The 21,205-nt window shown below is 39.1% G+C and carries 15 protein-coding genes; 10 read left to right on the forward strand and 5 right to left on the reverse strand.

Annotated elements, in window-relative coordinates; translation table 11 throughout:
- Window positions 1-7 precede the first annotated feature (7 nt).
- Complete coding sequence (locus C1721_RS09975) at window positions 8-1,159, forward strand: 1-deoxy-D-xylulose-5-phosphate reductoisomerase (RefSeq protein WP_102408203.1); 1,152 nt, start codon at window positions 8-10, stop codon at window positions 1,157-1,159.
- 34 nt (window positions 1,160-1,193) lie between these two features.
- Window positions 1,194-2,519: an RIP metalloprotease RseP gene (rseP, locus tag C1721_RS09980; protein ID WP_102408204.1), complete on the forward strand. Its 1,326-nt coding sequence runs from the start codon at window positions 1,194-1,196 to the stop codon at window positions 2,517-2,519.
- 75 nt (window positions 2,520-2,594) lie between these two features.
- On the opposite strand, the gene C1721_RS09985 is transcribed toward rseP, so the two are convergent.
- The 5 genes from C1721_RS09985 to C1721_RS10005 form a co-directional block, all read right to left on the reverse strand.
- On the reverse strand, window positions 2,595-3,338 hold the full coding sequence (locus C1721_RS09985; RefSeq protein ID WP_102408205.1) for a tetratricopeptide repeat protein: 744 nt from the start codon (window positions 3,336-3,338) through the stop codon (window positions 2,595-2,597).
- A gap of 274 nt (window positions 3,339-3,612) precedes the next feature.
- Window positions 3,613-6,975 carry a preprotein translocase subunit SecA gene (secA, locus tag C1721_RS09990; RefSeq protein ID WP_102408206.1) on the reverse strand — a complete coding sequence of 1,121 codons (3,363 nt, stop codon included), beginning with the start codon at window positions 6,973-6,975 and terminating at the stop codon, window positions 3,613-3,615.
- Window positions 6,976-7,035: 60 nt separating this feature from the next.
- Window positions 7,036-8,625: an alkaline phosphatase family protein gene (locus C1721_RS09995; protein ID WP_102408207.1), complete on the reverse strand. Its 1,590-nt coding sequence runs from the start codon at window positions 8,623-8,625 to the stop codon at window positions 7,036-7,038.
- Window positions 8,626-8,678: 53 nt separating this feature from the next.
- The gene (locus C1721_RS10000; protein ID WP_102408208.1) at window positions 8,679-9,866 is read right to left on the reverse strand and encodes a lipoprotein N-acyltransferase Lnb domain-containing protein; all 1,188 of its coding nucleotides are present in this window, start codon (window positions 9,864-9,866) and stop codon (window positions 8,679-8,681) included.
- A 248-nt stretch (window positions 9,867-10,114) separates the two neighbouring features.
- Complete coding sequence (locus C1721_RS10005; RefSeq protein WP_102408209.1) at window positions 10,115-11,161, reverse strand: DUF2776 family protein; 1,047 nt, start codon at window positions 11,159-11,161, stop codon at window positions 10,115-10,117.
- Window positions 11,162-11,230: 69 nt separating this feature from the next.
- Between C1721_RS10005 and C1721_RS10010 the strand changes: the two genes are divergently transcribed.
- The 8 genes from C1721_RS10010 (at window position 11,231) to C1721_RS10045 (ending at window position 21,204) form a co-directional block, all read left to right on the forward strand.
- Window positions 11,231-12,025, forward strand: a complete 795-nt coding sequence (locus tag C1721_RS10010) for a type III pantothenate kinase (RefSeq protein WP_102408210.1) — start codon at window positions 11,231-11,233, stop codon at window positions 12,023-12,025.
- Window positions 12,012-13,295 carry a BamG family beta-barrel-assembly machinery protein gene (gene bamG / locus C1721_RS10015; RefSeq protein WP_102408211.1) on the forward strand — a complete coding sequence of 428 codons (1,284 nt, stop codon included), beginning with the start codon at window positions 12,012-12,014 and terminating at the stop codon, window positions 13,293-13,295. The genes C1721_RS10010 and bamG overlap by 14 nt, the downstream gene beginning before the upstream one ends.
- A gap of 28 nt (window positions 13,296-13,323) precedes the next feature.
- Window positions 13,324-14,688 (forward strand): tetratricopeptide repeat protein, encoded by a 1,365-nt coding sequence (locus tag C1721_RS10020; protein WP_102408212.1) that lies wholly within the window; start codon window positions 13,324-13,326, stop codon window positions 14,686-14,688.
- Window positions 14,689-14,690: 2 nt separating this feature from the next.
- On the forward strand, window positions 14,691-15,389 hold the full coding sequence (gene lptC, locus C1721_RS10025; RefSeq protein ID WP_102408213.1) for an LPS export ABC transporter periplasmic protein LptC: 699 nt from the start codon (window positions 14,691-14,693) through the stop codon (window positions 15,387-15,389).
- On the forward strand, window positions 15,390-16,646 hold the full coding sequence (locus C1721_RS10030) for a hemolysin family protein (protein WP_102408214.1): 1,257 nt from the start codon (window positions 15,390-15,392) through the stop codon (window positions 16,644-16,646).
- A 96-nt stretch (window positions 16,647-16,742) separates the two neighbouring features.
- Entirely contained in the window at window positions 16,743-18,878 is a 2,136-nt protein-coding gene (locus tag C1721_RS10035; protein ID WP_102408215.1) for a peptidylprolyl isomerase, read from the forward strand.
- A 202-nt stretch (window positions 18,879-19,080) separates the two neighbouring features.
- Window positions 19,081-20,112, forward strand: coding sequence for a dual-specificity RNA methyltransferase RlmN (rlmN, locus tag C1721_RS10040; protein ID WP_102408216.1), 1,032 nt, complete (start codon window positions 19,081-19,083; stop codon window positions 20,110-20,112).
- A gap of 57 nt (window positions 20,113-20,169) precedes the next feature.
- Window positions 20,170-21,204 (forward strand): DUF4837 family protein, encoded by a 1,035-nt coding sequence (locus tag C1721_RS10045; protein WP_102408217.1) that lies wholly within the window; start codon window positions 20,170-20,172, stop codon window positions 21,202-21,204.
- Window position 21,205: the final 1 nt, after the last annotated feature.

A 21,205-nucleotide genomic window follows, 5' to 3' on the forward strand; every position in this document is an offset into this window, starting at 1 on the left:
ACATCCTATGAAAAGACAATTAGCAATATTGGGCTCTACTGGTTCTATCGGGACCCAGGCATTGGAAGTAGTTAGTGAACATGCAGACTTGTTTGAAGTGTATGCCCTTACAGCCAATAACCAGGTAGATTTGCTGATAAACCAGGCACGGAAATATATGCCTGAGGTGGTCGTTATTGCAAACGAACAGAAATATCCGGAACTGAAAGAAGCGTTGGAAGACCTGCCTATTAAGGTCTGGGCTGGATCGGACGCTATCGCTCAAGTCGTTCAGTCCGAACCTATAGATATGGTACTTACGGCTATGGTTGGCTATTCGGGTTTAAAACCTACTATAGCAGCCATCAAAGCGGGAAAAGCTATTGCTCTTGCCAATAAAGAGACTTTGGTAGTGGCCGGTGAATTGATTACAGGCCTTGCTTCGGAGCATAAAGTTCCTGTTCTACCGGTTGATTCGGAACATTCTGCTATCTTCCAGTGTTTAGCTGGTAGCTATGATAATCCGTTAGAGAAAATTCTTCTTACAGCTTCGGGCGGTCCTTTTCGTACGAAGACTTTGGATGAGCTGGCACTTGTAACGAAGGCGCAGGCGTTAAAGCATCCGAACTGGACGATGGGAGCAAAAATTACAATTGATTCGGCATCAATGATGAATAAAGGGTTCGAGATGATTGAGGCTAAATGGCTTTTTGGAGTATCTCCGGAACAGATACAGGTGGTTGTTCATCCGCAGTCGGTTATCCATTCGATGATTCAGTTTGAAGATGGTGCTGTGATTGCCCAACTCGGTATTCCGGATATGAAACTGCCTATTGCTTACGCTTTCTCATTTCCAAAGCGGATGAAGAGTATGGCTCCCCGTTTAGATTTTAATCAATATTCGACGCTTACGTTTGAAGAGCCGGACATGAAGCGTTTCCGTAACCTTGCGTTTGCTTTTGAAGCTGCCGGAAAAGGAGGAAATATGCCTTGTATATTGAATGCGGCAAATGAGGTAGTAGTCGCTGCTTTCCTTCGTGATGAGGTAGGCTTTCTCCAGATGAGTGATATAATAGAAAAAACGATGGAAAAGGCATCATTTGTTGCTACTCCTTCTTATGAAGATTATGTAGCTACGGATGAAGAAGCCCGGCGTATAGCCGCTTCCATAATAAAATAAGTAGAAACAAATTTAAAAACAGAACAGATAATAGATGGAAACATTTTTGATTAAGGCACTACAGCTGATCCTGAGCTTATCTATATTGGTGATTGTCCACGAATTCGGGCACTTTATCTTTGCCCGTATCTTTAAAGTAAGGGTGGAAAAATTCTATCTTTTCTTTGATCCGTGGTTTTCCCTGTTTAAGTATAAGCCGAAGAACAGCGATACGGAATATGGTGTTGGATGGTTGCCGCTGGGTGGATATTGCAAGATATCCGGCATGATTGATGAGAGTATGGATAAGGAACAAATGGCTCAGCCGGCAAAACCGTATGAATTTCGTTCCAAGCCTGCCGGACAACGGTTGATGATTATGGTAGCCGGAGTTCTTTTCAACTTCTTACTGGCTCTATTTATATATTCGATGGTTCTCTTTACTTGGGGAGATACTTATCTGCCGTTGAAGAATATGAAGATGGGTATGGATTATAGTGAAACATTCCATAATATCGGTTTCCGGGACGGTGATATTCTATTAAAAGCGGATAATGCGGATTTGGAACGTTATGATGAAGGAACAGTTCGTGCTGTTATAAACGCGAAGAATGTAACTGTTTTGCGTGATGGCGTAGAGACAGTAATTCCGATACCGGAAGATATGATGCAGCGTATTATGCGTGATAAAAAAGGATTTGCCAATCCATATCGCTTCCCTATGATCGTTCGTGAACTGGACGGTGGTTCGCCTGCTGCTTTGGCCGGCATACAACCTAAAGACAGTATTGTGTCTATCAATGGCATATCCGTTCCAACTTTTGATGACGCTTCTTCTATGCTGGCTCAGAATAAGAACAAGGAAATTGAGCTTGGATTTTATCGTAATGGACAGTTTGAGACACTCTCATTAACAACGGATACAGCCGGTAAGATTGGCGTTTTTGTTATGTTGCCGAGCGATTTATATCAAACAGTTACCCGTAAATATGGATTCTTTGAGTCTTTTCCGGCCGGAATTATGCTGGGAGTAAATACGCTGAAAGGATATGTGAACGATATGAAGTACGTTTTTACGAAAGAAGGTGCTTCCAGTTTAGGAGGTTTTGGTACGATTGGCGGCCTGTTTCCGTCTTCCTGGGATTGGCGTTTGTTTTGGGAGCGTACGGCTTTCCTTTCAATTATTCTGGCTTTTATGAATATTCTTCCTATTCCTGCTCTTGATGGTGGGCACGTTATGTTCCTTCTTTATGAAGTAATAGCACGCCGCAAGCCCAGTGATAAGTTTTTGGAATATGCTCAAATAACAGGAATGGCGATTCTGTTTGCTTTATTACTTTATGCAAATGGTAATGATATATTCCGTTTCTTTGTAAAGTAGTTTTTTCTGACAATGTGATATAAAAAACTCCCGGATCATAATGTCCGGGAGTTTTTTATTAAAGGATGTACGTATTTATTTTAATATGTCATTGATTGAATCCAGTATCTTTTTGGATTTATCGTCATTCGGATTGATCTCTATTGCCTTCGTCAGATAGTCTTTTGATTTCTTGAATTTTTCGTCTGCTTTTGCTTTCTCCGCATTATATTTATCAGGCTCAGACGTTGCGATAGGAGTTGCTGCCTGGAGTATCTTTGCCCCGTCGCCATAAAACATCGATCCTAAGCTATAGAGGGCATTGCCTTGATAAGTCTTGTTAGACAGGTCTAATACTTCTTTATAAAGTTTTTCTGCTTCTGCCAAATCTCCTTTCTTCTGGGCTGCCTGACCTTGCTTGATGCAATAAACGTAAAGTAGTTTTTCCAAATTTGCCCGGTTTTTATTGTCTGCCGGTATTACTTTGATACCTTCTTCTACTGTAGTTAAGAATTCTTCCGTTTTGTTTTGATTACGCAGAGCCATTGCTTTACCTACATAAGAATCGTCGATGTTGTAGTTCATTTTAATAGCCATATCAAAGTATTTAGCTGCTTCCGGATAATTTTTTACTTGATTGGCTGCAAAACCACAATTGAAGATACGTACAGTATCTTTATAATCCGTTGCTTTCAGGTATTCACCATACTTGGCTACAGCACCTGCATAATCTTTGGCTTTTAAGGCTGCATCACCTTCATCTCTCAATTTGTCTGCGTCTTGTGCAAACAGGTTTCCAACACTCAGGCATAATGCCAACGCTAAAACAATTTTCTTCATGGTTATTCTTTATAGTTTAAAATGTAATGTTTGCTAATTTAGTAAGAGCATGCAGAGGTACAAAATATTTCGCCATTTTTTTTAATTCTATAAATATAATTGAAACTATTTTGTATTATTAAGGTAATAAAATAACGGTTAGTCGTTGCTATAAGAATGGAATCTTTATTCTTCTTGTTTGCTCATTAAATAAAAAGAGGAAATTCATCAGTAGAACTTCCTCTTTTTATATATAAGGGTGTAACCAACCCCTTTTATGTGAACGGTCTATACATTATAATCCTTGTCCATGACAATTCTTATATTTTTTACCACTTCCGCAAGGGCAAGGATCATTGCGGCCTACTCGTTTTTCAGCACGAACCGGTGCTTGTTTAGGCTGTTGGGCTGCACGTGGTTCAGGATTGTTATTACCGCTGATATCTGTTTTCTCCGCACGGTATTTACTCATGTCTTCATGACGTTCCGGAGCGGCTTGCTGTACGGCTATCCGTTGGCGTGCAGCAGCTTCTGCAGCTTGTCTAGCCATCATAGCTTGCTTTTCCTCTGCTGTAGGTTCTTCACGGACAGGTATCTGACCACGCATTAATATAGCCGCTGTTTTACGGTTCATGGTATCAACCATATCCTTGAATAAGTTGTATGACTCCAGTTTATAGATCAGTAAAGGATCTTTGTTTTCATAGCTGGCATTCTGTACGGAATGGCGTAATTCATCCATTTCGCGTAAATGCTCTTTCCATGCTTCATCTATAGTATGCAATACGATTGATTTCTGGAAAGCCTTCGTTATTACCTTACTTTCAGTTTCATACGCTTCCTTCAGATTACAAGATATATTGTACATGCGCTTGCCGTCAGTGATAGGGATCATGATGTTTTCATACATGGCACCTTGATTTTCGTATACCTGCTTGATTACAGGATTTGCAACCTGGGCCATGCGTTCCATACGACGTTTGAATAACGACAATGCTTCATCAAACAATTTGTCTACCAACTGAGCCGGCTTTGTCCCCTTGAACTCATCTTCCGTAAACGGACTTTCCATAGCGAAAGTCTTGAATAATTCCAGCTTAAAGCCTTCATAATCCTGTAAGTCGGCATGTTGCTCAACGATAGCATTAGATGTATCATATATTGTATTTAATACGTCTAGTCCGATACGTTCACCCATTAACGCGTGACGACGACGGGTATAGATTACGTTACGTTGTGAATTCATAACGTCATCATATTCCAACAAGCGTTTACGGATACCGAAGTTGTTCTCTTCAACCTTTTTCTGAGCACGTTCAACAGATTTGCTCAGCATATTGTGTTCCAGTACTTCGCCCTCTTTGAATCCCAGTTTGTCCATCAAACCAGCAATCTTCTCAGATGCGAATAAACGCATCAAATCATCTTCCAAAGATACAAAGAATACAGATGAACCCGGGTCTCCCTGACGTCCGGCACGACCACGTAACTGACGGTCTACACGACGGCTTTCGTGACGTTCAGTACCTATGATGGCCAAACCGCCTGCCGCCTTTACTTCCGGAGACAGTTTTATATCGGTACCACGACCTGCCATGTTTGTTGCGATAGTTACCGTACTGCTTTGTCCGGCAGTTGCTACAATTTCCGCTTCCTTTTGGTGCAGTTTAGCATTCAATACGTTGTGTTTGATCTTACGCATTGTAAGCATACGGCTTAGCAATTCGGATATTTCTACAGAAGTAGTACCTACCAGGATAGGACGACCTGCTTCTGTTAACTCAACGATTTCGTCGATTACTGCATTGTATTTTTCACGCTTTGTTTTATAAATACGGTCGTTCATGTCCTTACGGGCAATCGGACGGTTGGTAGGAATAACCACAACATCCAGTTTATAGATATCCCAAAATTCTCCTGCTTCCGTTTCTGCCGTACCTGTCATACCGGATAGTTTGTGGTACATACGGAAATAGTTCTGCAATGTAATGGTTGCAAAGGTTTGTGTGGCAGCTTCTACTTTTACACCTTCCTTAGCTTCAATAGCCTGGTGCAAACCATCTGAATAACGGCGGCCATCCATAATACGGCCTGTTTGTTCGTCTACAATCATAACCTTGTTGTCCATTACAACATATTCATCATCCTTTTCGAATAATGTATAAGCTTTCAGCAACTGGTTGATTGTATGTACACGTTCACTTTTAACAGAGTAATTTGCTAATATTTCATCTTTCTTCGCCTGTTTATCTTCTTCCGAACCTTGCATGTTCTCCAGTTGAGACAATTCGGACGCAATGTCCGGTAATACAAAGAAGTGAGGATCGTCAGTTTTGCCGGTCAGCAAGTCTATACCTTTATCTGTTAATTCAATGCTATTGTTCTTTTCATCGATGACAAAGTATAACTCATCGGTTGCCTCGTGCATGTGACGCATGTTTTCCGACATGAAATATTCTTCCGTTTTCAACATCTGGGCTTTGATGCCTTGTTCACTAAGATACTTAATCAAGGCTTTATTACGGGGATAACCTTTAAACGAACGGTATAACTGCACTGTCCCTTCTTCCACAACCTTCGGATCGCTGCTGGCCATTTTTTTCTTGGCTTCTATCAACATCTTGGAACAAAGATCCTTTTGTGCATTTACCACAACCTCTACGTTTGGACGGAATTGTTCAAATAACTGTTCTTCGCCACGGGGTATCGGACCGGAGATGATCAATGGAGTACGGGCATCATCAATCAATACGGAGTCTACCTCATCGACGATTGCATAATTATGTTTGCGTTGTACCAAGTCACTTGGGCTGATTGCCATATTGTCACGCAGATAGTCAAAACCGAATTCGTTGTTTGTTCCGAACGTAATATCTGCGTTGTAAGCTGCACGACGGGCATCAGAGTTTGGTTGATGTTTGTCTATACAATCTACGGAAAGGCCATGGAACATGTATAAAGGTCCCATCCATTCGGAGTCACGTTTTGACAGGTAATCATTCACGGTTACAACATGTACACCGTTACGGGTCAACGCATTTAGGAAAACCGGAAGAGTAGCCACCAAAGTCTTACCTTCACCGGTTGCCATTTCGGCTATCTTACCTTTATGAAGAACGACACCACCGAACAGCTGCACATCATAATGTACCATGTCCCAAGTGATTTCATTCCCGCCGGCCATCCAATGGTTTGAATAGATCGCTTTATCACCTTCTATGCGTACAAAGTCATGTTGGGTAGCCAAGTCACGGTCAAATTGGGTAGCCGTTACAACAATTTCCGGGTTTTCGGTAAAACGGCGTGCCGTATCTTTCATTATAGAGAAAACTTCAGGCAGAGATTCTTCCAGAACAATTTCCATTTTTTCGGTAATCTCCTTTTCTATTTTATCTACTTCTGCCCAGATCGTTTCACGTTCTTCCAGTTCTTTATCATCAATACCTTTGCGGAGTTCTTCCACTTTAGCCCGTTCATCGGCAACATAATCCTGAATACGTTGTTTTATTTCGTCTGTCTTTGCACGAAGTTCATCGTTGGATAATGTCTGGATTGATGGATATACAGCCTTAATCTTTTCTACATAAGGTGTAATTTCTTTAAGGTCTCGCTGCGACTTGTTGCCGAACAGCTTCGTCATGAATTCATTAAATCCCATGATTTATTGTTGTTTTTTATTTATATCAAATTAATAATTAAAGAATATAAGTTACCCCGGTTATTTATTGACGGTTAACTCTTGAAGCGGTAAATCTTGTGCTGCATTCGGTGGTCTGATCCTTAATATATGGGTTATCGTAGGGGCTATCTCGGTAGCTTTCACCTCACGATAGATATGTTGCGGTTTTAAACCGTTGCCCATGAATATTAGCGGAGTGATAACAGCATTGTTGCGTATTATTTTAACTTTTTCTTTTGGATTATCATTATTGATTTTCCATCCGGGTTGTAATTCTATAATTAAATCGCCACGTCCTAGATGATGAGTTCCATGACGGAACTTGGCGGTACCTTCATTCCAGTCTCCCGAGCGCAGGGCGGCATCGGTCGTTACATGTTGAACACCACTAAATTCAAGAAGGAATTCCGCGCTCTTTTCCTGTATCTCTTTCAGGCTAAGCTTCTCATCTTCTATCGCTTTTCTGTTCAGGTAGATCTGATTGTTGTAATATCCTTTTACCCAATTATATTTCTGACCATAAATAGCCATCAAATACATATTAAGTAAAGCCGTACAACGTTTTGGGTGGAATTCTCCGCCGTTAACCATGAGTCCGTCGGGATATTCTTCTTCGCTTCTGTAATATCCGGAACCGGTAAACACAATTAATGTATTGCTTAGGCCTACCTTTTTGTCGATAGCATCCAGTAATATTGTAATATCCTGGTCTAACTGGTAATACGTGTCTTGTATTTCCCGGCTGTATTCTTTGTTCATTATGCCCCGATAATTACCGGCATAATAAGTAATAGCCAGCATATCCGGACAGCTGCGTGTACCGAATGCCCCATATTCCAGGAACTGTAGAGCCAGACGGTTTATTTCCTTATTGACGAAAGGTGTCGTCTTAAGGTTAGGGTAGCAGTTTATCGTATTATCCTTAAATACATAGCGGAAAGGAATATCGTCTAATACGTATGGAAAAGCATTATATTTTTCAATGGGCAAAGAAGGCGTCCATACCATTGTTTCCAGACGGGCAGAAAGCGCTTCCGGTCCATTGTTGTAGCGGTCTACATACCAGGGAAGCCCCTTGTAATAAGTAGTGGTAGCCCATTTCCCGTTTGTGTTCTCCATCCAGAAAGCACCATTGGCGGCATGTCCGGCAGATATAATAGCGCTTTCGGCATCCGGAGAGATTGAAAATACGTCGCTTCTTCCTTTAGATGCGATTTTTAGCTCGTCTCCGATAGTGGAACTATATAAATTCTTGGGAGAATAATTCTCTTTCGTGTAGTTTCCCAGATACTCCGGGTCATTAAGGATAGATATTTCCTTTTCCTTCTCAAAATCGTATGTTTTATTCCCGGTTATTCCGCTGAAACAAGGATTGCTCCCGGTGAATAATGTGGCAAAAGCACTGGCCTGGTCGATATCTGAAAATTCAAAGCGTATATTATTGTATACAATACCTTCGTTTAGCAGGCGTTTGAAACCGCGTTCGCCGAATGTGTTGTAAAAGTATTCAATATAGTCTCCCTTTAATTGGTCTACCGTGATACATACCACTAGCTTGGGCGCGTGTTGTTGCGCTTCAAGGTTTGTAACCACGAGTATGGCAATAAGGGAGGATATAATTTTTCTCATTCGATTTTCCATATATTCAAACTATACGCCCAATTTTTTTGTTCATCGGCACATTATTTAATCAGCGTGTTATTCCCTCTGTATATACCATATCCCGAACGTAACCATAAGGTAGCTACCAGCGGAATAAATGCTATATTCAAATGCTGTGGAATGAAATGCCAACCCAATAACATTAGCGTAAGCGCCGCAAAGTTAATAAAATGATAATAATATGCAGCCTTCTTGAGCTTTTTTACCGAAAACAATACTACTGCTACCAAATCCAGCGGTTGCAACCATACGAGCGACCAATTGGGCCATGTACATGGATGAACGGATATAAAACTAAGAAAACATAATATAACTCCGCCTATTCCGGCTATGGAGAATAAAAGACAATCAATAATAAGAAAGTATTTTTTCTTTCTCCATTCCACATAGGTTATTAATGAAACTAACAAAAAGAGTGCCAAACTGCAAACAATGGGGCTGAAAAGCTCTTCATTATTAAATTCGGCGTCTTCATCGGCAATAGTCAGACGGTTTGTCTCCGAAATAAGCTTCCTGACAGTTCCGTCCGGATTTGTAATAGTAGCCTTTGCAAATTCATTTTTCAAATATTCGGGCAAGAACATCATTTCATGGGGAGTTGCTTCTCTGTCGGTAGGACTTCCCAATGCCAGATCACATCCGAAAGTGAGCCAGGCATGGTTACGCGTACAATAATTAATCATCTCGCGAAATGTCTTTGGCTGTGGAGGATCATTATAGGTAAGATGTCCCGTTATTTGCTTTTCTATAATAGCTGCCGGACGCGTGGCACAGTTGTCGAAGAAAAAGTTATACCTGTACACCCGGTTCTCCGGCAGGTAATTCTCCAATAAAGCCTGCCAAATGTGTCCTTTTTCCTCCGTTGTCAGGTTGAGCACTTGCTCGGTTACTTCGCTACCTCTCATCTGATATTCTATAATGTAGCTTTGAAAATCGATAACGCCCAGCTTGTAATCCGTTTCCCCTTTTGCGAAACGGTAAATAAAGTTGGGTTTTGAAAAATCGAACAATCCGTAATTGAAAATAATATCTAGATTGTGTGACGGGTCATTTATCCGTATTGCAGCATGGCCATAGACCGTGTAAACTTCTTCATCGTATGGAGAACTTGTTAATATGCTTATTCGAGCGCTATCGCTTAATTGGACTTGAGTATATCCTTGAATACATATAAGTAGAAAGAGCAATGAATATTTTATTTTTCTCATCCTGATAGTCTTTTGAGACACAAAGGTATGTTTATTTTTTCAATAAAAAGATATTGCCTTTTCAGATGGGACTTATTAATTGTGAACATCGCTCTTTTTAGTGAAAAGTTCCCGACATTTTATTCTTTTGAGCCGGGTCAAAATCAATTACGACCTGGCTCAAAATCAATTTTGCCCTGGCTCAAAATTAATTTCGACCTAGGTCAAAAGAATAAAAATACAGGCGTATGTTAATAATAAAAGCATACTTATTTGGTAGAAGTACCGCTTTCCAATATACTGACAATAGAAAACAGGGTAAAACAGATGCCTCCTAAGCCGGCTAATACGCGGGCGGGAACAAAGTAAAAGACACTTTTTTCTGCTATATCGAATAAATAAGACGACATGAACAAACAGGCCAGAGCCGTGAATATAGGAATCAACGGAATGCGGTTGGCCAGTTTGAATTCCCGTTTCCATATTTTGGCCAGCAAAATGACTTTGCTGGATATGCTGTAACATACAAGTCCCAGCCCTACCATTATATATCCGGTTGTAGACTTTAATGGATTTTCAATGCCCATAATAATCAAGCCCCAGAATATACTTAATGTACCGAAGAATAATACAAATCCCGGCCACCAGTTACGTTCGAAGTTGGAATAGGTATTTCTTATCTGGCGTACAATGGTGGCAACTAATGCAACAAGACTGGTACATATACAGGCCAAACCTGCCATAACATGTCCTGCAATGAAATACTGTGAATGCTCTCCGCTTTGAGATAATAGTTTGAAAGCCCATACCCAGGTAATCACTGCAATGATGACGGAAACGGATATGAGTGTAACGGCTTGGCCTTTTGTGAAAGCTTCTTTGGGAATACGCGGGTCTTCGCTTTTTGCATTAATCTGGATTAAGGTGAACCGGGTAGAAGAAGTTGCCGTTGTTGCTACGCATGCAGTAATGAAGCCAACCCCGCATATTACGTGGCCTACTACAAATAAAGAAGAGTCTGAGGGCAATGTCAGTAAAAATAATCCTCCTATTACTGTTATTACTGCTGATAAATACCCAACTATAGGAAGTGCGTATTTTACTACAGAATTGTATGTGTGGATAATCTGACGGATGATGGTTGCAGCCGTAGCAAAAAGAGCAATGCAGATCATTCCCAGAGAAAATACAACAGGTCCGGCAACGAACCGGTCGGTTTCTGTTCCCGAATCGAATATAAAAAGTCCGTAACTGAAACAAAATAATGCCATGAGTAATGGAATGGCTCTAAATATAACACTAATACCGTAATTCATAATCTGTTTTCTTGTTTAAAGCATAAACAGTTTAATATGGAATTTGGTTTTTACCTCGGAAGAATATGAATGTTTTTTTTCGTTCTTGCTGTTATCTCGTCATTTTTGTGTTTCTTTGCGGAAAATATCAGCGAAGTGAATCTTATTATAGAACAAGGGAACACGTCATCGAAAGTTGCTATATATAATGGAAGCCGTATCGAAGCGTCATTTGTGTATAAAGACTTTGGGATGTCGGTTATAGCTCCGCTCTTGGAGAAGTACAATTTGTCGCACGGAATATTATCATCAGTCATTGATACGGATGAGGAATTGATTACTTTTCTGAAAAGTAAGCTGGCGTGTTTTGTGTTTTTGGATGAAAATACATCTTTGCCGATAACGGTACGGTATGAAACTCCTGAAACTTTAGGAAAAGACCGTTTGGCTGCGGTTGTAGGAGCTAATTATTTACGTCCCGGAAAAGATATTTTGATAATAGATGCAGGTACAGCTATTACTTATGAATTGATAGAGGCTTCCGGAATCTATCTGGGGGGAAATATCTCTCCGGGGATGACCACTCGGTTTAAGGCCTTGAATACTTTTACAAAAAAGTTGCCTTTGGTTTCGGAAACGGATAATATACCTCTGCTTGGAACGACTACTAAGACGGCGATACAGGCAGGTGTTGTAAATGGGATAGTCTATGAGATGGACGGGTATATAGATCGCTTACGCGTGAAATATCCTGAACTTTTGGTTTTTTTAACAGGCGGTCATTCGTTTTATTTTGAAAGACGGCTAAAAAACTCCATCTTTGCAGACATTAATTTAGTGTTGACAGGATTAAATCGAATCTTAGAGTATAATGTTGAAAATTAATAAGGTAATAATAACAAGCATTCTTATATTCACCCAGTTGTCATTAATGGCACAAAACAATACAAATTCGCCTTACACTCGTTTTGGTTATGGCGAATTAGCGGATCGCTCATTCGGAGCAGGACGCGCAATGGGAGGTATTGGTTATGGATTGCGTTCGTCAAAACAGATAAACCCTATGAATCCGGCATCATATAGCAGTATGGATTCTCTTACCTTCTTATTTGATTTTGGTGCTTCGGGACAATTATCATGGTACAATGACGGAACAAATAACCAGAAAAATATAAATGGCAATGTAGAATATATTGCGATGCAATTTCCGGTTTGCAGACGGGTGGCTCTCAGTTTCGGACTATTACCTTATTCTTATGTAGGATATAAGTACGGAAGCAGGATAAGTAATAAGGATGAAGGCTTGGATGCCGTTGCGTCTTATGTCGGAACAGGAGGTTTAACGGAAGCATACGGAGGTATATCTGTAGATCTCTGGAAGAAAAGGCTGGCTATTGGCGTAAATGCCGGTTATTTATTTGGGAACATTACGCATGAGCAAAATGTTAGTTTTGCAAGTCCGGGATATAATATTTCCCGTAGGCAAGAGGTGCAAGTCCGGGATTATAAACTGGATATTGGTATCCAATATACGCATCCTATCAGTGCTAAAGAAAATATAACCGTAGGTTTTGTATATTCACCGAGCAATCACCTGAATGCTAAATCGTATAATACGTTGCAGAAATTAACATCCGGTGGTTCTGTCGTTGATAATGTAGCGGATACGATTACAAATCAGGCATTCGATATACCAAACTCTTATGGAGCAGGTATTTCATATGTAAAGCAGAATAAATTGACATTAGCTGCCGACTTTTTATACGAAGAATGGGGCAATGCGCGTTTCTTTGATAGTAAGGATGATTTTAAGAACCGTATTCGTGTTGCCGGAGGTGCTGAATTTATTCCGGATTTCCAGGGTCGTAACTTTTTAAGTAAAGTACGATACCGTGCCGGTTTCCATTATAGTAATTCATACCTGAAGATTAATCAGTCGGAAGGAAACGGATATGCTTCGGGTAGTTATAATGAATATGGGGCAAGTATTGGTTTTGGATTGCCCTTAATTGATAACCGCTCTTTAGTGAATGTATCTTTTGAATATGTAAAGGTACGTCCGGAAGAAAAGACGATGATTAATGAACAGTATTTTCGGTTTACTGTGAATTACACGTTTAATGAATTGTGGTTCTTTAAGAAAAAAGTGGATTAATAAATAGTTAACTTTAATAGAAATAGATATGAAGCTCAAAGTATTATTAATTGCTGCCGGATGTTCCATGGGAATGTTTGGAGCATATGCACAAAAGGGTGTGGATAATGGTACTCAGTTCGGATCGGGAGAAGATAGTATCCGATGCATTACCAATATTAGCTTATTTGGTCCTTATGCAAAGGCCGGGAATTATAAGGATGCTCTGGAATTCTGGAAGATTGCTTATAATGAATGTCCTGCGGCAACTAAGGATATTTATCTGTATGGGGTAAGAATTGTAGGTTGGCAAATCCAAAATGAAAAGGATCCGGCTAAAAGGATGGCTCTTATTAATGACTTAATGGGTGTTTATGACAAACGTGTTAAGTATTTTGGAAATGACCGTCGCTATGGAAAAGATTGGATTATTTCCCGTAAAGCTCAGGATTATATACAGTATATGGGAGAAAATGCCGATTACAATGTTGTATATAATTGGTTGAACGAAATTGTAAATGAAAAGGGAAATGATACTGAAACATTGGGCGTTTCTTTATTTGCATTCTCGGCATTACAGAAAATGTTGGCAGATCCTAATTTTAAAGAGCAATATATTCAAGATTATCTGAAAGCTTCGGCTATTTTGGAGTCACAGTTAAAGGCAGCACAAGCTGCGGGCAACACAAAGGATATTGATGCTATCACTACAATTAAAGGAGGTATAGACAATAGTTTTGCAAATAGTGGTGCTGCCGATTGTGAAACATTGCAGAATATGTATGCTCAAAAAGTTGAGGAAAATAAGGATAATCTAGACTATTTGAAAGATGTAATTTCTTTATTGAGAAGAGTTCGTTGTCAGGAGATTGATGCTTATTTTGCCGCTTCTGCTTATGCATATAAACAGGAACCAAGTGCTGAGGCTGCAATTGGTATTGCTAAACAAGCTGTTAAGGCGAAAGATTACGATAAAGCAATTAAGTATTTTGAAGAAGCAGCAAATATGGAAACAGACAATGCTGCAAAAGCAGACGATTATTATATGATTGCTTTGTTGTGCTTTGAACAGAACAGTTATTCCAAAGCCAGACAATATTGCCAGAAAGCAATAGAGTTGAATCCGAATTACGGCGCTCCTTATCTTATGATTGGTAAAATGTATGCAGCTACTGCAAAATCTGTATATCCGAATGACGGTGTATTATCAAGAGCTGTTTATTATGCTGCAATTGATAAATTTGAAAAAGCTAAACAAGTAGATCCAAGTATTGCAGAAGAGGCTAATGGATTGATTAATACATATCGGGCTCATCTTCCTTCTACAGAAGAAATCTTTATGCACCCGGATTTGGAGAAAGGTAAACCTTTCACTGTTGGTGGCTGGATCGGAGAGCGTACAACTGTAAGATAATTATGTTTGGAATACGTTTTCTTTGTAAAACGAATACGAATCAAGGCATAACAACTATCCCGGCGGTAGTTGTTATGCTTCTTTTGTTTTCTGCTTCTTGTTCAAAAGAAAATAATGAGGTTGTTGATGTTGAGTTTGATCCGGAACGCACGTATACAATGAAAGCGACGGAAGTAACAAGCCTTATTTCTGATTCAGGAATAACAAGATACAGCGTAAAGGCTAAAGAGTGGTTAATGTTTGGGAAGGCAGCAGAACCGTACTGGTATTTTCCGGAAGGTATTTATGTGGAGAAATTTGATACCGTTTTTCAAACAGAAGCCAGTATTAAAGCTGATACGGCCTATTATTTTGATAAAAAAGGATTGTGGAAACTGATAGGAAACGTTGAAGTGGAAAATTTACAGGGGGAGAATTTTCAAACTTCTTTATTGTTTTGGGATCAGAAGAAAGAATTGGTTTATTCTGATAAATATATTCGTATAGAACAGACTGATAAGATAATAACAGGTATTGGTTTTGAATCGAATGCGGATATGACAAAATATAAGATATTTAATTCTACGGGTATTTTCCCGGTAAAAGAAATGCCGGCGGATACAGCGTCTGTTGATCAACCTCCGCAGGAGTTACCTGCGCCGGATAACAATAAGACAACAGAGACTCCTTTTGTCAAAATGGATTCTGTAAAAAATAATTAGGTGGGAACTTTATCATACATATTAATATCGTTAGCGTTTTCTGCGTTTTTTTCCGGTATGGAGATTGCTTTTATTTCTTCTAATAAGTTACGTTATGAGCTTGATAAGAAGGATAAGAGTTTTATCAGTAAGATATTGGATATCTTTTATAAAAATCCGAATCTGTTTATCTCCACTATGCTGGTGGGCAATAACATCGCTTTGGTTGTTTATGGCCTGCAGATGGCAATGTTGTTGGAACCATTTATCGCTAAATTTGTAAATAACGAGGCTTTAATTGTTTTTATACAATCTATTATTTCCACAATATTGATCTTGTTTACCGGAGAATTTATACCAAAGACAATATTTAAGCTGAATCCGAACCTGTCATTAAAGATATTCTCGGTTCCTCTTTTTATTATATATATAGTATTATATCCTATCTCTAAATTTTCATCTTTATTATCCTTTATGCTTTTAAGGTTGGGAGGTGTGAAAAATCTGAAAAATACAGCAGGCCGGACTTTAGGGAAAGTGGACTTGGATTATTTTATCCAACAAAGTTTGGAGGATGCACCTGCTAATTCGGATATGGATACGGAAGTGAAGATATTCCAGAACGCTCTTGACTTTTCAAATGTCCGTTTGCGGGACTGTATTGTGCCCCGAACAGAGATAGTAGCTTGTGATACATCTGTTACTATAGAAGAACTTCGCTCTAAGTTTATAGAAACAGGATTGTCTAAAATCTTGGTTTATAATGATAATATTGATGATATAATAGGATATATCCATTCTTCGGAGCTTTTTAAACATCCGGAGGATTGGACGCAAAGTATACGAAGTGTGTCGATTGTACCGGAAACAATGGCTGCTAATAAATTGATGAAACTATTGATGCAAGACAAGAAAAGCTTAGCGGTTGTTGTTGATGAATTTGGTGGTACTTCCGGCATTGTAACTCTGGAAGACCTGGTAGAAGAAATATTTGGAGAGATAGAAGATGAACACGATATGAAATCTCATATTGCGAAAAAGGTAGGGGATAATGAGTATTTGCTGTCCGGAAGAATCGAAATTGATACCTTGAACGAAATGTTTGGGCTTGAGCTGCCTGAGTCTGATGATTATGTAACGATTGCCGGATTTATCCTTCATTTTTATCAGAAATTTCCAAAATTACACGAATCGGTGGTAATTGATAAATACACCTTTAAAATCATAAAAGTTACAGCAACGAAAATAGAACTTGTACGTATGAAAGTGGCTGATTGATGAAAAAAAAGGATTTAATGATGTGACGAATTATTTTTTTCGTATCTTCGTGCCCTTAAATGAGAAATAATAAACTTAAAAAATAAATAAAGATAAATGGCTACGCTGGAGAAAATTAGAAGCAAAGCAGGATTGCTTGTCATCGTTGTTGGTTTGGCATTGTTTGCTTTTATTATTGGAGACTTTTTGAATTCAGGTTCGACTTATTTCAGACAAACTCAAGAAAGAGTTGCTAAAGTAGACGGCGAAATTGTTAAAATTCAAGATTATCAGTCACGTGTAGACGAAATGGCTGAAATGTATAAAATGCAGACCGGTTCAACGAGCCTGCCTGAGGAATACATGTCTCAGATTCGTCAATCCGTATTTGATGCAATGGTACAGGAAATCATTTTAGATGAAGCTACCGCCCAATTAGGTATGGGAGTTAGTCCTGAGGAATTGTTCGATATGGTTCAAGGTGAAAATATCTCTCCTCTGATTCAACAAATGCAGATGTTTGTGAACCCTCAGACCGGAGCTTTCGATAAAACAGCATTGCTTAACTTTTTAAAGACAATTAGCGATGATAATATCGCAAATTATCCTGCCAATCAACAGGCAGAATTGATTAAAGCTAAAAACTTCTGGTTGTTCTGGGAAAAGAATATCAAACGTCAGCGTCTTGAAGAAAAATATACGACATTGCTGAGTAAGGCTGTTGCTGTAAATACTCTGGATGCAAAGGAAGCCTTTGATGAAAATGCAGAAAGTTCGGATATTATTTATGCTATGCAATCATATTCTTCGATTCCTGATTCAACAGTACAGGTGAGCAAGAGCGAAATTGAAAAGTTGTACAACCAGCGTAAAGAAATGTTCAAGCAGAAGGAAGGTAAAGTCATTAAGTACATCGCTGTCGATATTCGTCCAAGTAAGGAAGATTATGATAAAGCACAGGCTGACATTGAAAGTATTAAAGAAGAGCTTGTCAGCACAGAGAAAGTGGCTGATCTGGTGACTGAAAATTCGGAAGTTCCTTATATGGATGCTTTCTTTACAGCTTCTGCATTTGATCCGGAACTGAAACAATTTGCTACTACAGCAGAAATAGGTGCTGTTTATGGTCCTGTTTTTGAGAATGACAAATATAGAATGTTCAAACTCGTTGATAAGACTAATGCTCCGGACTCTGTAAAAGTTAGTCATATTATGCTGGCTGGAAAGTCAGAGAAAGAAACGGCTGCTTTAGCTGATAGCTTGATGAATGTATTGAAAAAAGGCGGAAACTTTGAAGAACTGGCAAAGCAATTCTCTGCTGATCAGGCTGCTGAAAAAGGTGGTGAATTAGGTTGGTTTACAGAAGCAACCGCTTTAAGAGGCGTTAATGAAGATTTTAAAAATGCGATCTTTTCAACTCCTATGAATAACGTTGCTGTCGTTAAATCTTTATATGGTACACATCTGGTTAAAGTTACGGATAAGACAGCGAATGTAAATAAGTATAAAGTTGCTGATATAGATATGTCTGTATCTCCAAGCTCAAAAACTTACAGTAATATATATAATGAATTGAATCAGTTTATTTCAAAGAATAGTGATATTGCCAAATTGGACGACGCTGCGAAAGAGGCTGGTTACAATGTGATTTCTGATGTTACAGTAACGAAAGATAATCAGACATTAGGTTCGATCAAGAATTCTCGTCCGGTGATTCGTTGGGCATTCCAGAATGACAAAGGTAAAGTCTCTGAAATTTTTGAATGTGATGACAAGTTTGTTATTGCTGCTGTGCAAGGAACACTTGCTGAAGGTTATCGTCCTGTAGATATGGTTGCTCCTTTATTGAAGGCTGAGCTGATTAATAAGAAAAAAGGAGAAAAGATCGCGAATGAATTAAGCGCTAAAAATCTGACTTCCGTTGATGCTTATGCACAGGAAATGGGCGCATCTATAGATTCAGTTAAGTTTATTAGTTTCGGTACACGCCGTATAGCAGGTATTGGCGTTGAGCCAAAACTGAATGCAATGGTTTCATTAACTCCTGAAGGTAAAATTGGTGCTCCGGTTCAAGGAAATAATGGCGTTTATGTATTCAGTGTTTATGCTAAGAATAAAGAAAACAAAGAATATAATGAAGCGGATGAAATTCGTTCATTGGATGCTGCGAATGCATATCGTTTCGGATTCCAAGCTATTCAATCATTAGTTAATAATGCTAATATAGAAGATAATCGTATTCGCTTCTATTAATAAGTAGTATAAAAGTCTGAGGTTGTTCTATATGACCGATGAACAAAGGGTATATCAAATTTTTGATATACCCTTTGTTTTTATTCTTGTTATCCTTTGTCTATCGGCTTTCAATCCCTCAGAATCTTGTTATAGGATATTTTATATATGAATTCGGCAGCCTTTTTTTATCTTTGCAAAACAAAGAATATTAAGACATAGGATGAAGGACAAAAAATATTTGTTGGGAATGACTCTGAATGAGTTGAAGGACGTGGTTGCAGAGGCTGGTCTTCCTGCCTATGCCGCTAAACAAATAGCAGATTGGTTGTATAAAAAGAAAGTAGTTTCTGTTTCCGAGATGACCAATATAGCTGTGGCTAAAAGGGATTGGCTGGGAGAACACTATGAGGTTGGAGCTATGCCTCCGTCCGATCTTATGAAATCTGTTGACGGTACAATTAAATATCTTTTTCCGGCAGGAGAAGGCCACTATGTAGAGTCTGTTTACATACCGACAGAGGATAGAGCTACTTTATGTGTATCTTCTCAGATAGGATGTAAGATGAATTGCTTGTTTTGTATGACAGGAAAACAAGGATTTACTGCAAACCTGACTTCAAATCAAATATTGAATCAAATACAATCTTTACCGGAAAATGAAAAACTGACAAATCTGGTCTTTATGGGGATGGGAGAGCCTCTGGATAATGTTAATGAATTATTTAAGGTTCTTGAAATATTGACGGCTTCTTATGGGTATGGATGGAGTCCGAAACGTATAACAGTTTCAACTATTGGCATAACGAAGGGATTAAAACGTTTTTTGGAGGAAAGCGATTGCCATTTGGCGGTTAGCCTTCATTCTCCTTATCCTGCAGAACGTTTATCCTTGATGCCCATAGAGAAGGCCTTTCCTGTGAAAGACGTAATTGAACTTGTAAAGCAATATGACTTTACCCATCAAAGGCGTGTATCTTTTGAATACATTGTTTTTAAAGATTTAAACGATAGTCTCAAACATGCGGAAGCTTTAGCTTGTTTATTAAAAGGAATTCCTTGCCGGGTAAATTTAATTCGTTTCCATGCGATTCCGAATGTTCCACTTGAAAGTTCAGATGTGGCGAGAATGGAGGCTTTCCGTGATGTGTTGAATGCGAAAGGTGTTGTTTGCACAATAAGGGCGTCAAGGGGTGAGGATATTTTTGCAGCATGTGGAATGTTGTCTACAGCCAAAAAAGAGCAAAAGGGTTAAACATGTTACGTATGAGCAAAAAAAGGATTACATTTGTATTATAAAAATATAGCGGGTATGAAAACACATTTATTTATCGTTAGTCTGATGCTCCTGATATTGTTTGGAGCTTGTAATTCCGGTTCGGTAATGACAAATGCAACCGGTCTTGCTTATGAAGTTGTTGTGACTATGGACCAAAAGGATTGGAAGGGTGAAGCTGGCGAGTTGATAAAAGCCGATCTTGGATCTCCTGTGCCTGGTCTTCCTCAAGTGGAACCTTCCCTGAGGATAACCTATGTTCAGCCTCATGATTTTAATGGATTGCTTAAATATGTCCGTAATATATTGATTGTTAAAATTGATCCATCCGTGTATTCAAAAGTCTCTCTAAGCTATGAATATGATGTTTGGGCAAAAGGGCAGGTAGTATTAACAATGAAAGCTCCGGATGCTGCAGCCATTGTAGAGTACCTGAAAGCTAATAAGGATAAATTAGCAAACTTTTTTGTGGACGTTGAAATAAACAGGGCAATTGCTCAATTAGAGAAAAAATACAGTTCTGTGGTAATGGAACAATTGGAGAGTAAACATGATCTGATGTTAAATGCCCCGGAAAATATGACCTATTATAAAGATACGACCGATTTCTTTTGGGCTTCCAATAATGCAAATACGGGACGTACGGACTTGGTGGTTTATACATTCCCATATACTGATCCGAACACATTTACCGCAGACTATTTGGTGGCAAAGAGAGATTCTGTTTTAAAGGCTAATTTGCCGGGAGCTTTCCCCGATTCGTATATGGCAACAGAAACTCGCGGTGGTATTCAATATACTCCAATTACAATTAATGGTAAATATTGTGGCGTATTACGAGGTTTGTGGAGAATGGAAGGTGATATGATGGGAGGACCTTTCGTTAGCCATGTCCGTCTTGATGAAAAGAATAATAGAGTCGTCGTTGCAGAAGGTTTTGTTTTTGCACCCGAAACAAATAAACGTAATTTTATTCGCCGTATTGAAGCCGCATTGTATACATTACGGTTACCGGGGGAATTTGATAAACCGGTGAGTGCTCCTCTGGATGTTTCCAAGCAACAGAAATAAA

Source organism: Parabacteroides bouchesdurhonensis (assembly GCF_900186615.1).
Classification (GTDB): domain Bacteria; phylum Bacteroidota; class Bacteroidia; order Bacteroidales; family Tannerellaceae; genus Parabacteroides; species Parabacteroides bouchesdurhonensis.

Bases quoted from the DNA above. Each gene is read 5' to 3' on its own strand.
- bamG (WP_102408211.1), top strand. From the start codon at position 12,012: ATGTTGAAAATTAATAAGGTAATAATAACAAGCATTCTTATATTCACC.
- secA (WP_102408206.1), bottom strand. From the start codon at position 6,975: ATGGGATTTAATGAATTCATGACGAAGCTGTTCGGCAACAAGTCGCAG.
- C1721_RS09995 (WP_102408207.1), bottom strand. From the start codon at position 8,625: ATGAGAAAAATTATATCCTCCCTTATTGCCATACTCGTGGTTACAAAC.
- C1721_RS10020 (WP_102408212.1), top strand. From the start codon at position 13,324: ATGAAGCTCAAAGTATTATTAATTGCTGCCGGATGTTCCATGGGAATG.
- lptC (WP_102408213.1), top strand. From the start codon at position 14,691: ATGTTTGGAATACGTTTTCTTTGTAAAACGAATACGAATCAAGGCATA.
- C1721_RS10035 (WP_102408215.1), top strand. From the start codon at position 16,743: ATGGCTACGCTGGAGAAAATTAGAAGCAAAGCAGGATTGCTTGTCATC.
- rlmN (WP_102408216.1), top strand. From the start codon at position 19,081: ATGAAGGACAAAAAATATTTGTTGGGAATGACTCTGAATGAGTTGAAG.
- C1721_RS09975 (WP_102408203.1), top strand. From the start codon at position 8: ATGAAAAGACAATTAGCAATATTGGGCTCTACTGGTTCTATCGGGACC.
- C1721_RS10010 (WP_102408210.1), top strand. From the start codon at position 11,231: ATGTTTTTTTTCGTTCTTGCTGTTATCTCGTCATTTTTGTGTTTCTTT.
- C1721_RS10005 (WP_102408209.1), bottom strand. From the start codon at position 11,161: ATGAATTACGGTATTAGTGTTATATTTAGAGCCATTCCATTACTCATG.
- C1721_RS09985 (WP_102408205.1), bottom strand. From the start codon at position 3,338: ATGAAGAAAATTGTTTTAGCGTTGGCATTATGCCTGAGTGTTGGAAAC.
- rseP (WP_102408204.1), top strand. From the start codon at position 1,194: ATGGAAACATTTTTGATTAAGGCACTACAGCTGATCCTGAGCTTATCT.
- C1721_RS10000 (WP_102408208.1), bottom strand. From the start codon at position 9,866: ATGAGAAAAATAAAATATTCATTGCTCTTTCTACTTATATGTATTCAA.
- C1721_RS10045 (WP_102408217.1), top strand. From the start codon at position 20,170: ATGAAAACACATTTATTTATCGTTAGTCTGATGCTCCTGATATTGTTT.